Raw genomic sequence first — 16,650 nt, 5'->3', positions numbered from 1 at the left:
TCTGGTTGGCGTGGCAGGTCTCGCGGGGTTCCTTAGGCTGCGACCGGCCCGTAGCTCGGCTCGCGCTTCTTGATATAGCCGACCACCAACACCGTGATCGGGACGAACAGGAACTCCACGCCAGTCTTGTAGACGAAGCCCACCAGAACGTAGTTGGCGAACATGCCAAAGTCCGTGATGCCGATGACCGAGGCCGCGATGCTGCAGAAGATCAAGGTGTCCACGAATTCGCCCACAACGGATGAACCCATGAGCCGTGCCCACAAAGTCTTCTCGCCCGTGCGCTCCTTCATTTTCACCAGGATCCACGAGTTGATGGTCTGCCCGGCCAGGAAGGCCAGAAGTGAAGCGAGCACGATCTGCGGGACCGGGCCAAGTGCGCCTTCGATAGCCGCTTGCTTGGCGGTTCCGTACTCATCCGTGAAGCCAGGCAGCACGATGATCACCCAGTAGCAGAGTGAAGCAAAGACTGAGAGAGCGAACGAGGTAATGATGGCCTTGCGCGCCACCTTGAAGCCGTAAACCTCGCTCATGACGTCGCCCAGGATGTAGGCCAGGGGGAACAGGAAGAATCCGCCATCGGTGATGATCGGACCAAGCACGACGCCCTTGGATGCGCCGATATTGGACAGGATCAGCACCACGGCCATGATGGCGAGCATGATGCCAAAGTACGGGGATCCGATCGAAGCGAAGCGGGGTGCAGGCTTGCTCAAGGTGCTGGAGCCGGAAGGCGAGGGCATGGGTCATCCATTTCGTAGTGGTTCGCGCGGGCGCTGTTGGTTCAGGCACCCGGCTGTATTAGCACTGTTGTTGGTGGGGCTCAGCCCGACACCAGCTTTATTGTCCCACCCACCAACGTTCTCTCACATCCTGACCGGTTTCCACCGATCTTCTCTCACATCCTGACCGGTTTCTGCGGAACGTTCTTTCACACCCCGAAGTGCACAGCAGTCATCAGCGTCGTGATCTTGTGCCTAGGTAGCGGCGAACCCTTTTCTCGTATTCCGCGTAGGGCCGCCCAAAGGCCTCCAAGAGTGCAGCCTCTTCACGCAGCACGCCCATCTGGTCCACGAGCATTCCGACCGGCAATGTCACGAGCACCCATGATGAACCGGCGAGTGTCCCCGCACCCAAATGGATGAGCCACCACCCCACGTACATAGGATGGCGGGTCATTGCATAAGGACCGCTTGTCACGAGTTCCTCAGGCCTCTCCAAATCGAAACTGCCCGTGGAGCGGCGGTCTCGTTCGGCCAAGGCCCAGGCATTCAGCCCACAGCCAATCACCAGCAGCCCGGAACCCACCATCCGGTGAAGCGTGTCGGACCCCGGCAACGACCACGGGCTAGCCCTTCCGAGAAGGACCATCACGGTCATTCCGGTCACTTGGCCCGGCGGGAGTGGCAGGTTCCTGAATAGCCTCCTCAAGGTGAGCCGAGGGGTCGGGGATGGCTGAGAAATAGTCGCCATACCTGAACAGTAACCCCGCGATCCGCTCTTGTCCGCAGCAAGTGAACGGGACGTGAGAGAGCAACCGCCGAAAGCGGTCAGCATGTGAGAGAACATCCGCCCAAACCGATCAGGACGTGACGGAGGAACTGCCAAAAGGCCAAAGGATGTGAGAGAACATCCGGAAGGGGCCACAGCGCAAAGGCGGGATCAAAGCAAAGCCGCACACCGCCGTCGGGCGTTCAGGTCGTTCAGGGTGTTCACGTCGTTCAGGGTGTTCACGTCGTTTAGGGCGTTCAGGGGCTTGAAACCTAAGGAAGTGTTAGGAAATCGCTTCCAGCGTTGGCTGTGCCCTGCATCACCAATAGTTTGGATTATGTCCTCTTCACCCATGGAGGACCTTTCTTAGTCGACGAAGAGCCATGCGCAAGGACGCCATGAGCAAGAGCTTCATGGACAGAACGAACTCATGCAAGACACGGCTGCCATCGCAGGCGCCGTCCAGGAAGGTTCATTGATGAGCACCCAACAAGCTGCGCCCCTCAGCGAGGCCGCACAGACACGCAAGGCCGTGAGCAACATCCTCAAAGGCTCCGCGGGCAACCTCGTGGAGTGGTTCGATCTCTACGTCTATACGGTTTTCGCGGCGTATTTCCAGTCGCACTTCTTCAACTCCTCGGACGATCTGCAGGCTGGCCTCGAAGCTATGGCGGTCTTCTCGACGTCGTTCCTCATGCGTCCAATCGGCAGTTGGTTCTTCGGCCGCTACGCCGACCGCAAGGGCCGCAAGGCTGCGCTGACCCTCAGTGTGACCATGATGTCGGCCGGTTCGTTCGCCATCGCGGTACTGCCAACCCAGAACGTGATTGGGCTCTGGGCATTGATCCTGTTGGTCTTCATCAGGGTTGTGCAGGGCTTCTCAGTCGGCGGCGAATACGGCACCAGCGCCACTTACATGTCTGAGGCTGCCACTGCCAAGCGCCGTGGCTTCTTCTCCAGCTTCCAGTACGTAACACTCATTGGCGGGCAGATGCTGGCGCTCCTGGTGCTCGTGATCCTGCAGAACACCATGAGCAAGGAAGACCTGACGGCTTGGGGCTGGAGGATTCCATTCGCTATCGGTGGCGTCGCTGCGTTGGTCGTGCTCTGGCTTCGCCGTTCCATGGAAGAAACGCTTTCCGCGGATCAGCTCCGCGCCGCCCATGTGAAGGTTGAAGGCGAGGCACAGCCGGGGACCATGAAGCTGCTGTTCACCAAGCACTGGAAGCCGCTGCTCATCTGCATTGGCATCACGCTCGGTGGCACGGTGGCGTTCTACACGTACACCAACTTCATCCTGAAGTTCATGAATGATACGTCCGGCATCGCCAAGACCGATACCTCCGTCATCAACTTCTGGGCTTTGTTCATCTTCATGCTGCTGCAGCCGGTCTATGGCTTGATTTCGGACAAGATTGGCCGCAAACCGCTGCTCATCTGGTTCGGGGTCACGGGCGTACTGTTCACGTGGCCGTTGCTCTCCACGCTGTCCGGAACCAAGGATCCGTTCATGGCGTTCCTGCTCATGCTCGGCGGTCTGCTGATGGTGGGTGGCTACACGTCGATCAATGCGCTCGTGAAGGCTGAGCTTTTCCCGGCATCGATCCGCGCCCTGGGTGTTGGTCTTGGATACGCGATCGCGAACTCGCTGTTCGGTGGCACGGTCCCGCTGATAGGCGCCGCTCTGCAGAAGGCTGGGCAGGTGGACATGTTCTTCACCTACGTGACTGCCGCGATCTTCATCTCGCTGCTGGTGTACATCTTCGCGCTGAAGAACAAGAAGGCCACGCACTTGGACGCCGAGCAGGGAAGCGCGTTCGCCGCGAAAGGCTCTGCTTCGCGCGACGCCGACGAGGACAAGAAGGATCTCGCCAAGGCCTAACCCTGCCGCTTGTGAGGCCCGTTCTGCGCTCTTTGGTCACTCCGAGGGGCGCAGAGCGGGCCTCGCAACGTTAACCCGGCGGCCGCGGGACGTGAGAGAGCGTTCCGCCAAACGGTGCACGACGTGAGGGAACGTTCCGCCAAACGGCGCACGACGTGAGAGAACGTCCTGCCAAACGGCGCACGACCTGAGAGAACGTTCCGGCAAACGGCGCACGACGTGAGAGAACGTACGACGGCGGGTTGGGAACCGGGGGCGCGCCGGCGCTGGAAGGCGGATCGGCGAGGAAGGGAGTAATCTCCAAGACGGACCATCGGGCCTCCAACCGTCACCCATCAGCCGTCAACCGACCAACCAACCCCGTCCAACCAACGGGCACAAGCCCACCAACCAAGCGGCAAAGGATCACACAGTGCACGTGCTCATCGTCGAGGATGACGACGCGATGGCGTCCGCTTTGAGCGCTGCCGTTGCATCCGCCGGCCACAAAGCCACCAGGGTATCCCGCGGCGAGGACGCACTCCTGGGGCATCGGCACCACGAGGTGATCCTGCTCGATCTCGGTTTGCCGGACTTGGACGGCCTGGACGTCCTGCGGAAACTGCGTCAGGTCACGCAAATTCCCATCCTGATCCTCACGGCGCGCGACGACGAGCGCAGCGTGGTCCTGGGTCTGCGTTCCGGGGCAGATGACTACCTGGTCAAACCTGTGAAACTCGTGGAATTGCTGGCGAGGATCGAGGCAGTGACTCGCCGTACCAACCGTGCCGGGCAGTCGGCGCCCCACAACATCCAGGTGGGAAACGTCAGTGTGGACCTGGACCGAAGGATGGCATCTGTGGGCGAAAGGGAACTCTCCCTGACCGCAACAGAGTTCGAACTCCTCAGCCTCCTGGCAAGGAACGCGGGGTCAGTGGTGACCAGGGAACAGATCCTCGATGCCCTCTGGGGTGATGCCTTCCTGGCAAATTCCCGGTCCCTCGACGTGCACCTCACCGGCCTCCGGTCCAAGCTCCAACTACCCGGCTTCATCATCAACGTCCGCGGGGTCGGTTACCGCGTCGAGCAGCCGTGAAAATCCGTGTCCTGGCCATCCTGAGCGTGATCGCAGTGCTCATAGTGGTCACCGTGTCCAGCGTGATACTGACATCGGCCGGCAGGGAGCTTGCCCAGGAACTCCAGATCAACCGGGTCACGTCTTTGAACCGCTTCGCCCAGCTCGCCAATGATGCTTCTTTGGACAACGACACCACCCTGCTGCAACGCGAAATGGACCGCTATTCCGAGCTCTACGGCGAGGGGATCCTGATCCGCTTACAGCAGCAGACAGTCCGCTCGGGCGGACTCAGCGAGGACCGTGCCGAAGTCAGTGACGCACTGAACCGGGCCAGCCTGAACCTCAGCGACACCACGCTCAGCCCGCTGAGGCCCTTCGGATCCGGGACGGAGGTTATCTCGAGGTCCTTCGGCACAGCCAGCCAGGTGCTTGGTGAGGCCGTCCTTGAAGTCAACCCCGAAGCGGCCCGGCAGAAACTACGGGAGCGGTGGCTCGTCGTCGGGCTTGCCGCGGTGGCGCTCGGTGCGCTCCTCCTCCTGGCCGCGGCCCGCCTCACCGGCTGGGTCCTGCGGCCGGTCCATCGCCTGAGCAAAGCCGTTCACGAACTTGAGACGACGGGCAAGACGAGCCATCTTCCCGACGCCGGCCCACCCGAGCTCAGGGAGCTGAGCCGTTCGTTCACCGCGATGGCCAACACTGTCACCGAGAGCATCGATTCGCAGCGCCAACTGATCGCCGACACATCGCACGAACTACGGAATCCAGTGGGTGCCTTGCGGCTCCGGATCGATCTGCTGCAGCTGGCACTGAAGTCCGAGCCCGAAAAAGCCGCCGCGGCCGGCGTGGTTGCTGAACTTGAGCGTGTGGAGGCAATTCTCGACGGCGTGCTGAAGCTGGCGACGGCGGAACACCGCGCCTTCGAGGGCTCGGCGCGCGTGCACCAGGAAGTTGAGCACATACACCACACCGTCGTTGACCCCTTCCCTGTCCTGCAGGGAGAAGTGGAGCGGGCGATGCCGGCTGCTGAACGCGCTGGCTCGACGATCACGCTGGCGCAGCCGGAGCAACCGCTCCACGTCGCCTGCAATCCGGACGAGCTGGCACATATGGTGGGTGAGCTTCTGGCCAACGCCATCAAGTACGCCCCCGCCGCCCGGATCACGGTGGCAATGAGGCGGACGCCAGGAGGGGTCGCCGTCGAGATTTCCGACGACGGTCCCGGGCTTTCCGCCGAGCAACGCACTGCCTCCACGACGCGGTTTTGGCGGGCGCCGCAGCACAGCAAGATCGCAGGAAACGGTTTGGGCATGACGATCGTGGACCGTTTGGCGCATGCGAACGGCGGTGAGCTTGTGCTCGAGGGAAGACAACCACACGGATTGACGGCACGGCTTGAATTCCGGCAGCCTCAGGGTGATCAGGATGAGTAGCAGGATCCTACCAAGGCGGGCTGTTCTCAGAGCCGGGCTATCAGCTGGTTTGGCTGGACTTCTGCTGCCGGTCTGGACCGCTTGCACCCCCGAGGAGAAGCCGCAAAAGTTAACGGTCGCCGGCGGTGAACCAGGTGGCTTTTACCTGGAGTTCGCAACGTTGTTCGCGGAGTTGCTCCAACGCGAGGGTGTAGCCGAAACCGCCGTGCCTCTGACCACTGGCGGAAGCCTGGAGAACATCCGGCGCGTGTTGTCCGGCGAGGCGACGTTTGCCGTCGCGCTCGCGGACGCAGCTGCCCAGGCTGCGGCCACCCAGCAGCCCGGGGGGAATCTTGTGGCGCTGGGAAAGGTGTACCAAAACTATGTTCATTGCATCGTGCGCGAGGACAGCACTCTCCGTTCCTTCGCCGACCTGGCTGGCAAGACCGCCGGTGTTGGCGAAGTAGGCTCGGGCACATCGCTGACCGTTCCGCGCATCATCTCTGCAGCTCCTGCAGACATGGGCCTCAGGCAGGTGAATCTCGGCCTGAACCAAGGGTTGGCCGCCTTGCGGGACGGGTCCATTGATGCCCTGTTCTGGTCCGGCGGCGTGCCAACCGCTGCCATCGCATCAACCGCCAATGACATTGGCCTTCGGCTGATCGACCTCTCCGAGCACATCAAAGCCATGCGTGAACAATTCGGCGTTTTCTATGATCGCGTCCTGATCCCCGCGAAGAGCTACGGGGACGCCGATGCAACATGGACCGTGGGCGTGGCCAACCTGCTCCTTTGCCGCAGCGACCTCGCTGACCACCTGGTTTCGGAGACCGTGAGACTCCTGGTGGAACGGGCTCAGGACCTGGTCCCGAAGACGAGCACCGGAGTGCAATTCCTCAGCCCTGAGACGCTCATCAACACCGCAGGCGTGCCCCTTCACCCAGCCGCCGAGGCAGCCTACCGCCGCTTGCACGGCTAGGGGTTACGTGCGCCGCCGCCCTAACGGCACGGGCGAAATCGGCTAGCCGGGCCGAAATCGGCTCCCCGACGGCGAGCTGGCAAGATGGAAGACATGACTTCAGCCGTTGCCCCTGCCATTGCACTGACCATCGCCGGCTCCGAAGCGACCGGCGGCGCCGGCGCGCAGGCCGACCTCAAGACCTTCCAGGAACTGGGGGTTTTCGGCATCGCGAACCTCACGTGCATCGTTTCCTTCAACCCCCAGGACAGTTGGAAGCACCGCTTTGTTCCGGTTGACCAGCAGGTCATCGCGGACCAGTTGGAAGCCACGACGGCGGCCTACGGTCCCGCTTCCGGCGCACCTTCCGTGCTGGACACCGTGAAGATCGGCATGCTCGGAAGCCCGGCAACCATCAGCACAGTGGAGCAGGCGTTGTCCGATGGCTCTTTCGCGAACGTAGTCCTTGATCCGGTCCTGATCTGCAAGGGACAGGAGCCGGGCCACGCCTTGGACACTGACCAGGCTTTGAAAGCGCAGATCCTACCTTTGGCTACCTTCGTCACCCCGAACCACTTTGAGGCCGAATCCCTGTCCGGACTCAGCATCACTGACGAAGAATCGTTGAAAGCCGCTGCCATTCGCATTCACGAGATCAGCGGCGCAGCAGTCCTCGCCAAAGGTGGGGTGAGGCTGGAAGGCCCTGACGCCGTCGACGTTTACTATGACGGCGAAACGCTGGAAGTCCTGCGCAGTCCCAAGGTTGGCGACGTGGCTGTGTCGGGTGCCGGTTGCTCCCTGGCTGCTGCCGTGACGGCTGAATTGGCCAAGGGCGCCACGCCACTGGAAGCTGCCCGCACCGCCAAGGCGTTCGTCACAGCCGGCATCCAGAATCGCGTGTCCTCGGGTGCTCCGTTCGATGCCCTGTGGCAGGGCGGACCCCGCTAGCGCGAGACCTTGCCCATCAGCGAGGCGACCGGGCGCAGGAACAGCGGGCGGGCCAGAAACCAGGCGGCGGCCGTGAAGACGATTGAGGCGGCGAAAATGCCGAAGCCCCACCAGCTGTAGTCGTTGTTCGAGGCGTACATGTGGTTCAGGTTGTTCAACGCACCGGTGGCCAAGACCAAGGTGACGTGGACGATCACGAACGCCACAAAGTAGATCATCACCGGGAAGTGGATCTGGCGGGCGAGTTCGATCGGGTAGAACTTGTTGATCGCCGCCTTTTTCGGCCACGCACCGGACATCCGAACGCCGGTGATGATTGCCAGCGGGGCGGCGATGAAGACGGTGACAAAGTACGTCAGGAGCTGAAGGCTGTTGTAGTTGTTCCAGCCGTTCTCGATGGGCCAGTTCAAGGAGGCATACTGCAGCGCTGCGGACAGGGCGTTGGGGAAGACGTCCCAGTTGGTGGGGATGATCCGCAGCCATTGGCCGGTCGCGAACAGCAGGACGATGAAAATGATGCCGTTCAACACCCACAAGGCATCCAGCGTGAGATGGAACCAGAGATCCAGGCTGATCTTGGCCGGCGCGTTCTTGGTCTTGATGAAGCCCTTGTTGTTCCGGGTCCAGTAAGCCGGCGGCCTGGTGGTGGTCCGCACCTGCCAGCCAGAGCGGATGATCAGGACCAGGAAGAACATGTTGAGGAAGTGCTGCCAACCGAGCCAGGCCGGGAAGCCCGTGGGGGTGCCTTCGGGGATCGCTGAGTGTCCGGGGTAGTCCACCAGGAACTGTTGGACGGGTTGGAGCGTCCGGAGCCACTGCGCGATGAGCACCAGGATCAGCGCCACCACCAAAGCTATGGCGGTAACGACGACGGGTTTGAACCACCTGTTCGACGTGATCCCGGACGACTTGCTTGAAACGGACATCAGGCCGCGTTCCTCTCTGGCTTTGTTTGGCGTGCGACCAGTTGGCGCTCTCTCATAGCGATTCAACCAGTTGCAGCGCGACGGTGAAAACGGCACCCGGGTTTCGGGGCGTTTGACGTCAAAAATCGCAGCATTCGGATACATACTGCAACACATATTTCTAGAACGAGCTTCTAAGATTCTTTCCTTTAGTTGATTGATGGTCAAGGGGTTTGATTGCTTCAAGTTTCGGACTTGGTGAAGGTACGATTCCAGAAAGAAGCCCGGCGACACTCCGGCAAACTGCATGTCGCGGCGAAGGGAGCATCCTTGGTTCGGAAAACCTCCAACGTGGCAGTCCATGCCGGCTCGTGGCAATGGACCCGGACAGCCGCCACCCGAAGAAGCCTCCTGGATGCGGCCAGGGAAGTTTTTTGTGAGCACGGCTTCACCGATGCCAACATTTCGGACGTCGTTGCCCGTTCCGGGTCAAGCGTCGGCAGCCTGTATCACCACTTCGGGGGCAAGACCGAACTCTTCCTGGCCCTGTGGGATGACTACCAAAACGAACATGAAAGGCTCGTCGCCGCTGCTGTAGCCAAGGCCCGCACGTCAGGCGAGAACGATCCGTTGGCACTGTTCAACGTGGGCAGCCGCAGCTATTTCGATTACACCTGGACGCACCGCGCATTGGAGCGGGTGTTCATCGAGGGAGACACTCCCCCGGGGTTCGAGGTACTGCGACGGGAACGTGGACGCGAGTGGGTCCGCCAAAACTCCGTGCTGCTGGGAGCCAGCGATGACACTCTGGGAAAGCTCACGGTCGCGGTCATCACGGACATCATCACTCTGGCCGGACACGAGGTCGCCTTGAGTTCATCCAAGCGGCAGGCGGACGACGTCGTTGAGGCTGCGGCAGTGCTGGTGGCGCGGCTGGTTCACTAGCCATCGCTCTCTCACATCCCGATGCCTTTTCCCGGACGCTATCTCACATCCCGGCTCTTTCCGACCGATGCTCTCTCACATCCGGGCGCGTTCCGGCCGATGCTCTCTCACGTCCCGGCCCGTTCCCGCCGATGCTCTGTCACATCACTCCTATAGCGAGCGCTACCAATCTTCTGCTGAGCTCTTGCCGGATGGGTGATTAAAGGCGTGGAGTAGTCTGGCGAGGGTCTCGACGTCGGCGTCGTTCCAGTCCTTGATTCGGTCGAAAAACGAAGTTCCACGCAAATCCAGGGCTTTCTTGACCCGGGCTTCTCCTTCAGAAGTGAGCGACACGATGACGGCTCGCTTGTCACTGGGGTCAGGCGTGCCTTTGAGCAGGTTGAGTGCTTTCATGGATCGGATCAGGCTGCTGGTGGAACTTCGGTCCATCCCAACGGACTCTGCCAGGGTGCTTGGCTTTACCGGCCCGTAAGAGAAGAGCCATCGAGCGAGATGAAACGCAGCAGGCTGGAGATCCGGGTGAAATGCCGCAGCACTCCGCTCGGTAAGAACCCTTGATGCGCTCAGAAGGGCGCTCAATTCTGAGCCGAGGGCGAGTTCGAGATCGCGGCGGCCTGAATTCTTGTCGTCGTTGGGAACACTAGAACTGATGGACATTTCCACATTAACTCCTTATGGTTAGGAAATCCCCACTATATCCCAGCCGCCTCGAAGCCCTGCCGAAGGAGAAACCTTTGCGTTCCACACCTCTGATTGTCATGACAGGAGCAACAAGCGGCTTGGGCCGCATCGTAGCCATCGAATTGGCCAGACGGGGCGCCCGTCTGGCGCTGACTACCCGGGATGCCGAGCGCGCAGCCGCAGTCTCGGCCGAAATCGAACTCTCGGCACCTGGGACTTCAGTGGATTTCTTCACAGCGGACTTCTCGCGCACGGGAGACGTCCGACGCGTCGGCCGTCAGATGGCACAGCGGTACCACCAGATCGACGTCCTGATAAACAACGCTGGCCTCCACGCCTTCGAGCAGCGCATCACGGCGGATGGGTTTCCGGAGATGATGGCCGTCAACTACTTGGCACCGTGGATACTTACGCAGGAACTGCTTCCCTCCCTCAAAGCCACACCGAATGCTCGGATCGTGAATGTCGCCTCGGAGGCGTCACGTCGGCATGGATCCCTGGCTCTCCCTGGGGATCTCACCGATACTTCCCCTTTTTCCGCGCGAGGCTCTTCTGCGGTGTATGGGAAAAGCAAACTTTTGGACATCATGTTCACGTTGGAATTGGCCCGACGTCTGGAGGGGACCGGAGTCAGTGCCAACTGCGTAGACCCTGGCTTCAACGTCACGGGCCTAGGGCGGGAACTCAGGTTCGCGCCACTGATGGAGAAGATCCTCGCTCACCTTCATATTGGGGATCCCGAACGCGGCGCAGGCCTCACCATCAAACTTGCCAGCGACTCCACATTCTCAGGAAAAAGCGGCGGCTACTACACAAGGCGGAACACGAAGCGCCTCACGCCGGTTCACCCGGCAGATGACCCAAACTTGTGCAGGCAGCTATGGGAGCACACGGAGCAGTTGCTTGCCGCATCACGTGACGGTGATGTCGCCAGCAGGTGAGAGAACATCCCGCCAAAACGGTCGGGAAGTGACCGAGCATCGGGGAAAAACCCGCAGGACGTGATAGAACATCCAGCCCAAGACCGTCAGGATGTGAGAGAGCGTTGGGGAAAAGCAGGCACGATGTGAGAGAGCGTCAGCGCTCGGAGTGGGCCGCCAGGAAGCTGTACACCTCGGTCTCGTCCACGCCGGGGAACGCGCCGGGAGGCATCGCTGCAAGCAGATGCGAATGAGCCCGGGCGGACGGCCAGGCGTTGCCGGACCACTCGTTCGCGAGTGAGGCAGGTGGCCGCTTGCAGCAGTTCGGGTCAGGGCAGGTCGAGGTAGCACGGGCAGTGGTCTCGCGCCCACGGAACCATTTCACATGCTGATACGGCACCCCAATACTCAAGGAAAACTCACCAGCAGCCGAGCGCTCGGTTCGGGCCGTGCACCAATAAGTACCGGAAGGCGTGTCCGTGTATTGGCTGTACGCGCTGAACTTGTCCGGCACGTCGAACACTGCCCGCGACGTCCAGGCCTTGCACGATGGCTGCCCCTCGATGGCGCCCGTGTGATCCTGCGGAAAGGTGACGCCGTCGTTCTCGTAGGCCTTGTAGATGATGCCTGACTGGTGTGTCTTCTGGAAGTGCGTGGTGATGCCCAGGTGCTTGGTGGCCAGGTTGGTGAAGCGGTGGGCGGCGGTCTCGTAGGACACAGCGAAGGCGTCGCGGATGTCCTCCACAGCGATTTCTTTCGCTGCCTTGGCTTTTTGGAGGAATTCAACGGTGGCATGCTCGGGCAACAGCAGAGCCGCGGCGAAGTAGTTGGTGGCCACTCGCTGTGCCAGAAAATCGCCGTAGTTCCGGGGAGTTTCATGTCCCAGGACGTAATGGCCAAGCGCCTGCAGCAGCACGGAACGCGGATCGTGATCCTGGCGTTGGTTCTGCGTTAGATAAATTCTGCGGTTCTTCAAATCCGTCACTGACCGGGTGGAATGGGGCAAATCGCCCACGTGGTGCAACGAAAATCCGAGGTTCTCGGCGATGTCCGCAATGACATGCTGGCTGAGCGGCCCAGTGGTGTAGCCGACCCCTTTGAGGACCTTCTGTGCCTCGGCCTCATACTCCGGGAAATAGTTACCGCGCTCGCGCATCATGGCACGCAACTCGCCGTTCGCGCGGCGCGCTTCTTCCGGCGTCGCGACCTGCTCATTTAGCTTGCGCTCGAGCTCCTGAAGCAGCCCCACTTGCGACTCCAGCACATCCAGCGGAAGCCGCGAGCTGATGCGGATTTTCGGCAGGTTCAGCGACTCGTACAGGGGTCCGCGCTGGTATCGTTCCAGCTCGATTTCCAGGGCCGCACGGCGGCTGGGCGGCTCGGCCCCCAACAGCTGATCGATACTCACATTGAGGGCCGCGGCGAGTTGCTGAAGGAGCCCCAATTTGGGTTCGCGCTTACCGTTTTCGATCAGGCTCAACTGACTCGGCGCGGTCCCGACGGCGGCACTCAAGTCGTCCAGCGTAAGGCCGGCTTGCTTGCGCAGATGGCGCACGCGGCGGCCGAGGCTAATGACGTCCAGTTCGGGGGACGTCGTGGACGACGACGGCGGCGCGACTTCGCGATTCCAGCTCACAGGGGACATTTCTTGAGAATACGCGAAGAAGTGCATTTCTTTCCATAGTTTTCCTCTAGAAAGCCTGTTGTAAGTACAGAAAAGTAGGTCTTACGAAAAAGAAATACAGAGCCCGGGTAAGCCGGCCGATGCAGCAACGGCGCAGCGGAGGCCGGCCCGGGGAGCCCCGCTTGGATATTAGGAGAATGCAATGACCGCATCATTTGAACCAGCAGAATCGGCACAGACTGCAGAGCAGCAGGCAGCAGCGCTGGAACTTGAATGGTCCGCCAACCCGCGTTGGGAAGGCGTCACCCGTGATTACTCGGCCACCGACGTCGTCCGCCTCCGTGGTCGCGTCTCCGAAGAGCACACCCTGGCCCGTCGCGGTTCGGAAAAGCTCTGGAAGCAGCTGACCGAGGAAGCTCCCACCGGCGGCTACACCAACGCCCTCGGTGCCTTGACCGGCAACCAGGCCGTTCAGCAGGTCAAGGCCGGCCTCCGCGCCATCTACCTTTCCGGATGGCAGGTCGCCGCTGATGCAAACCTCTCGGGCCAGACCTACCCGGACCAGTCCCTGTACCCGGCCAACTCGGTACCCCAGGTTGTCCGCCGCATCAACAACGCGCTGCTCCGCGCAGACCAGATCGAATACGCCGAGGGCGTCAAGACCGTTGAAGACTGGCTCGTCCCGATCGTCGCCGACGCCGAAGCCGGCTTCGGTGGCCCGCTCAACGCCTACGAACTCATGAAATCCATGATCACCGCAGGCGCCTCGGGCGTTCACTGGGAAGACCAGCTCGCATCCGAAAAGAAGTGCGGCCACCTCGGCGGCAAGGTCCTGATCCCCACCCAGCAGCACATCCGGACCCTCAACGCAGCCCGCCTCGCGGCCGACGTCGCCGGCACTCCAACCGTCGTTATCGCCCGCACCGACGCCGAAGCAGCAACGCTAATCACCTCCGACGTCGACGAGCGCGACCAGGAATTCATCACTGGTGAACGTACGGCCGAGGGCTTCTACAAGGTCCGCAACGGCATCGAACCCTGCATCGCCCGCGCCAAGGCCTACGCGCCGTACTCCGACCTCATCTGGATGGAGACGGGCACCCCGGACCTGGAGCTTGCCCGCAAGTTCGCCGAATCGGTCAAGGCCGACTTCCCAGACCAGATGCTCTCCTACAACTGCTCCCCGTCCTTCAACTGGCGCAAGCACCTGGACGACACCACCATCGCCAAGTTCCAGCGCGAACTCGGTGCCATGGGCTTCACGTTCCAGTTCATCACCCTGGCCGGCTTCCACGCCCTGAACTACTCGATGTTCGATCTCGCCCACGGCTACGCCCGTGAAGGCATGAGCGCCTACGTCGAACTCCAGGAAAAGGAATTCGCCTCCGAGTCCCGCGGCTACACCGCCACCAAGCACCAGCGCGAAGTCGGCACCGGCTACTTCGACGATATCGCTACTGCGCTCAACCCGAACGCATCCACCCTCGCATTGGTCGGATCGACCGAAGAGGGCCAGTTCCATTAACCAACACGCCCAGGTGAGCTGTTCGCTTCGCTCACCACAGGGCACGACGGCGGCACTCACCGCCATCGGCCGGGAAGGGGAATCCGGAAGCGTGCGTAAAAGGGGCCCTGTCCCGGACGTCGGCCGAGCCCCGCGAGGCCATGCGGCCGGGACGGGGAATAGCACGCGGAGGATTTCTCTTCCCGGCCCCACCAACCCAGGCAAGTGCCGCCGTCGAACCTTTTCTTAGGAGTTTTGAAATGAACAGCTTCACTGACAACTTCACTATTAATGGCATCACGATCACGGCTCAGCCCATTTGCCGTCAGAACGAGGTTTTGACGCCGGACGCCCTTGAGTTCATCGGCAAGTTGCACCGGGCTACGGCCGATCGTCGTCAGGAGCTGATGCAGGCCCGGCATGCCCGCCGGAACCAGATTTCTTCCGGCCAGGATCCCCGTTTCCTCCCGCAGACCGAGGGCATCCGCAACGATCCTTCCTGGCGCGTTGCTCCGCCGGCTCCGGGTTTGGAGGACCGCCGCGTGGAGATCACGGGTCCGGTGGACAAGAAGATGACCATCAACGCCCTGAACTCGGGTGCGAAGGTCTGGCTCGCTGACATGGAAGACTCCTCGACGCCGACGTGGCGCAACGTCATCCAGGGCCAGCTGAACCTGACCGATGCTTTGGAGCGTCGCATTGATTTCACGTCCCCGGAGGGCAAGGAGTACAAGCTCAAGGCTGCCGAGGACCTGCCCACCATCGTGGTCCGTCCGCGTGGCTGGCACCTTCCCGAGAAGCACATGCTGATCGACGGAAAGCCGATCGCCGGTGGCATCGTGGACTTCGGGCTGTTCTTCTTCCACAACGCCCGCCGCCTGCTGGCCCAAGGCAAGGGACCGTACTTCTACCTGCCTAAGATCGAGAACCACCTCGAAGCTCGCCTGTGGAACGACATCTTCGTCCTGGCGCAGGACCTGCTAGGCATTCCGCAGGGCACCATCCGCGCCACGGTCCTGATCGAAACCATCACGGCCGCGTTTGAGATGGAGGAGATCCTGTACGAACTCCGCGATCACGCCTCGGGCCTGAATGCCGGTCGCTGGGACTACATCTTCTCCCTGATCAAGAACTTCCGCACCCGCGGACCGCGTTTCGTGCTCCCGGACCGCGGCCAGGTGACCATGACCCAGCCGTTCATGCGTGCCTACACCGAACAACTCGTGCGGGCCTGCCACCGCCGCGGGGCCATGGCGATCGGTGGGATGGCTGCCGCTGTTCCCAACCGCAAGGACGAAGCCGCCAACCAGGCATCGTTCGAGAAGGTCCGTGCGGACAAAACCCGTGAAGCCAACGACGGCTTCGACGGTTCATGGGTGGCCCACCCGGATCTCGTGCCGGTCTGCCGCGAAGTTTTTGACTCAGTTCTCGGCGACCGCCCCAACCAGCTGGAGCGCTCCCGCGAGGACGTCACCCCCGACGACCGCGCCCTGATCGACATCGCCAGCACCGAGGGAACCATCACCGAAGCCGGCGTACGCCTGAACATCGAAGTAGGCATCCGCTACATCGAGTCCTGGCTCCGCGGCAACGGAGCCGTGGCCATCCACAACCTCATGGAAGACGCCGCCACCGCCGAGATCTCCCGGTCCCAGCTCTGGCAGTGGATCCACTCACACGCCATCACCGATCACGGCGACATCATCAGCCGAGAATGGGTTCAGGACATGCTGGACGAGGAATTCGCCCGGCTGGAACGCTTCGACGGAGACCGCTTCGCCGACGCCCGCGCCATCTTCGAAGAAGTCACCCTGGCCGAGGAATTCCCCACCTTCCTGACCATCCCGGCCTACGCCCGTTTCCTCACCGAGGCCCGAGAAGAGGCCACGGAAGAGGAACTCGTCGCCGCCTAGGGCTACTGACCTGAAAAGGTAGCGACAAACCAAGCCCCGACGCTGGGCTGCCTGCACTCTTCGCAACAAGTGACCCCGATGGTCGGGGAGGCAGCCCAGCAGCGGGGCTTCTCCATGCCACCTCGACGGTTCGCTCGCTCCGTTTCGATGGTTGGCTGCGCACCATGCCGTGCGCACGGCACGTTCGGCAGCGCACCCCCGAATCGGGCAGGCACGGCGAAAGGCCGACCCATTCGATGGCTTGCTGCACACAAGACGCTTCCTCCGTGTGTGTCAGGCTGTTGTGTGACAGGTTTGCTGTTCCCACCAGGTGATACACGCGGCAGGGAAAGGTCCGTCATGGATTTTATTGTTCCTCCCCGTCGTTCGAAGCGGAGCCACTTCACTCTCGATCAAAAGCACGCGATTCTGGA

Annotated in this window: 14 protein-coding genes; 9 read left to right on the top strand and 5 right to left on the bottom strand. The window is 61.6% G+C overall.

Annotated elements, in window-relative coordinates; all coding sequences use genetic code 11:
• Positions 1–32: 32 nt before the first annotated feature.
• Both AB4Y87_RS12520 and AB4Y87_RS12515 read right to left on the bottom strand, forming a co-directional pair.
• Positions 33–743: a queuosine precursor transporter gene (locus AB4Y87_RS12520; RefSeq protein WP_442004668.1), complete on the bottom strand. Its 711-nt coding sequence runs from the start codon at positions 741–743 to the stop codon at positions 33–35.
• Between the two features lie 214 nt (positions 744–957).
• On the bottom strand, positions 958–1,311 hold the full coding sequence (locus AB4Y87_RS12515; RefSeq protein WP_442004667.1) for a methyltransferase family protein: 354 nt from the start codon (positions 1,309–1,311) through the stop codon (positions 958–960).
• A gap of 658 nt (positions 1,312–1,969) precedes the next feature.
• On the opposite strand from AB4Y87_RS12515, the gene AB4Y87_RS12510 reads away from it, so the two are divergent.
• The 5 genes from AB4Y87_RS12510 (at position 1,970) to AB4Y87_RS12490 (ending at position 7,745) form a co-directional block, all read left to right on the top strand.
• The gene (locus AB4Y87_RS12510; RefSeq protein ID WP_442004666.1) at positions 1,970–3,373 is read left to right on the top strand and encodes an MFS transporter; all 1,404 of its coding nucleotides are present in this window, start codon (positions 1,970–1,972) and stop codon (positions 3,371–3,373) included.
• 412 nt (positions 3,374–3,785) lie between these two features.
• Positions 3,786–4,448, top strand: coding sequence for a response regulator transcription factor (locus AB4Y87_RS12505; RefSeq protein WP_442004665.1), 663 nt, complete (start codon positions 3,786–3,788; stop codon positions 4,446–4,448).
• Positions 4,445–5,860 carry a HAMP domain-containing sensor histidine kinase gene (locus AB4Y87_RS12500; protein WP_442004664.1) on the top strand — a complete coding sequence of 472 codons (1,416 nt, stop codon included), beginning with the start codon at positions 4,445–4,447 and terminating at the stop codon, positions 5,858–5,860. Before AB4Y87_RS12505 ends, AB4Y87_RS12500 begins: the two co-directional genes overlap by 4 nt.
• Positions 5,853–6,818 carry a TAXI family TRAP transporter solute-binding subunit gene (locus AB4Y87_RS12495; protein WP_442004663.1) on the top strand — a complete coding sequence of 322 codons (966 nt, stop codon included), beginning with the start codon at positions 5,853–5,855 and terminating at the stop codon, positions 6,816–6,818. Before AB4Y87_RS12500 ends, AB4Y87_RS12495 begins: the two co-directional genes overlap by 8 nt.
• A gap of 93 nt (positions 6,819–6,911) precedes the next feature.
• Positions 6,912–7,745, top strand: a complete 834-nt coding sequence (locus AB4Y87_RS12490; protein ID WP_442004662.1) for a hydroxymethylpyrimidine/phosphomethylpyrimidine kinase — start codon at positions 6,912–6,914, stop codon at positions 7,743–7,745.
• Here the strand turns inward: AB4Y87_RS12490 and AB4Y87_RS12485 are convergent.
• The gene (locus tag AB4Y87_RS12485; RefSeq protein WP_442004661.1) at positions 7,742–8,671 is read right to left on the bottom strand and encodes a cytochrome b/b6 domain-containing protein; all 930 of its coding nucleotides are present in this window, start codon (positions 8,669–8,671) and stop codon (positions 7,742–7,744) included. The genes AB4Y87_RS12490 and AB4Y87_RS12485 overlap by 4 nt on opposite strands.
• Positions 8,672–8,980: 309 nt before the next feature.
• Between AB4Y87_RS12485 and AB4Y87_RS12480 the strand changes: the two genes are divergently transcribed.
• Positions 8,981–9,595: a TetR/AcrR family transcriptional regulator gene (locus AB4Y87_RS12480; RefSeq protein ID WP_442004660.1), complete on the top strand. Its 615-nt coding sequence runs from the start codon at positions 8,981–8,983 to the stop codon at positions 9,593–9,595.
• Positions 9,596–9,757: 162 nt separating this feature from the next.
• Here AB4Y87_RS12480 and AB4Y87_RS12475 read toward each other — a convergent pair whose 3' ends face one another.
• Positions 9,758–10,252, bottom strand: a complete 495-nt coding sequence (locus AB4Y87_RS12475; protein WP_442004659.1) for a MarR family winged helix-turn-helix transcriptional regulator — start codon at positions 10,250–10,252, stop codon at positions 9,758–9,760.
• 77 nt (positions 10,253–10,329) lie between these two features.
• Between AB4Y87_RS12475 and AB4Y87_RS12470 the strand changes: the two genes are divergently transcribed.
• A complete protein-coding gene (locus AB4Y87_RS12470; RefSeq protein ID WP_442004658.1) occupies positions 10,330–11,217 on the top strand; it encodes an SDR family NAD(P)-dependent oxidoreductase in 888 nt (295 codons plus the stop codon).
• A 136-nt stretch (positions 11,218–11,353) separates the two neighbouring features.
• Here AB4Y87_RS12470 and AB4Y87_RS12465 read toward each other — a convergent pair whose 3' ends face one another.
• A complete protein-coding gene (locus tag AB4Y87_RS12465; RefSeq protein ID WP_442004657.1) occupies positions 11,354–12,868 on the bottom strand; it encodes a helix-turn-helix domain-containing protein in 1,515 nt (504 codons plus the stop codon).
• Positions 12,869–13,022: 154 nt separating this feature from the next.
• On the opposite strand from AB4Y87_RS12465, the gene aceA reads away from it, so the two are divergent.
• The gene (gene aceA / locus AB4Y87_RS12460; RefSeq protein WP_442004656.1) at positions 13,023–14,345 is read left to right on the top strand and encodes an isocitrate lyase; all 1,323 of its coding nucleotides are present in this window, start codon (positions 13,023–13,025) and stop codon (positions 14,343–14,345) included.
• A 239-nt stretch (positions 14,346–14,584) separates the two neighbouring features.
• On the top strand, positions 14,585–16,237 hold the full coding sequence (aceB, locus tag AB4Y87_RS12455; RefSeq protein WP_442004655.1) for a malate synthase A: 1,653 nt from the start codon (positions 14,585–14,587) through the stop codon (positions 16,235–16,237).
• Positions 16,238–16,650: the final 413 nt, after the last annotated feature.

The sequence above is a fragment of the Paenarthrobacter sp. RAF54_2 genome (assembly GCF_052113945.1).
In the GTDB taxonomy this organism is placed as follows: domain Bacteria; phylum Actinomycetota; class Actinomycetes; order Actinomycetales; family Micrococcaceae; genus Arthrobacter.
The sequence above is the reverse complement of the archived record's forward strand: the minus strand, read 5'-3'. Positions and strand labels throughout refer to the sequence as shown.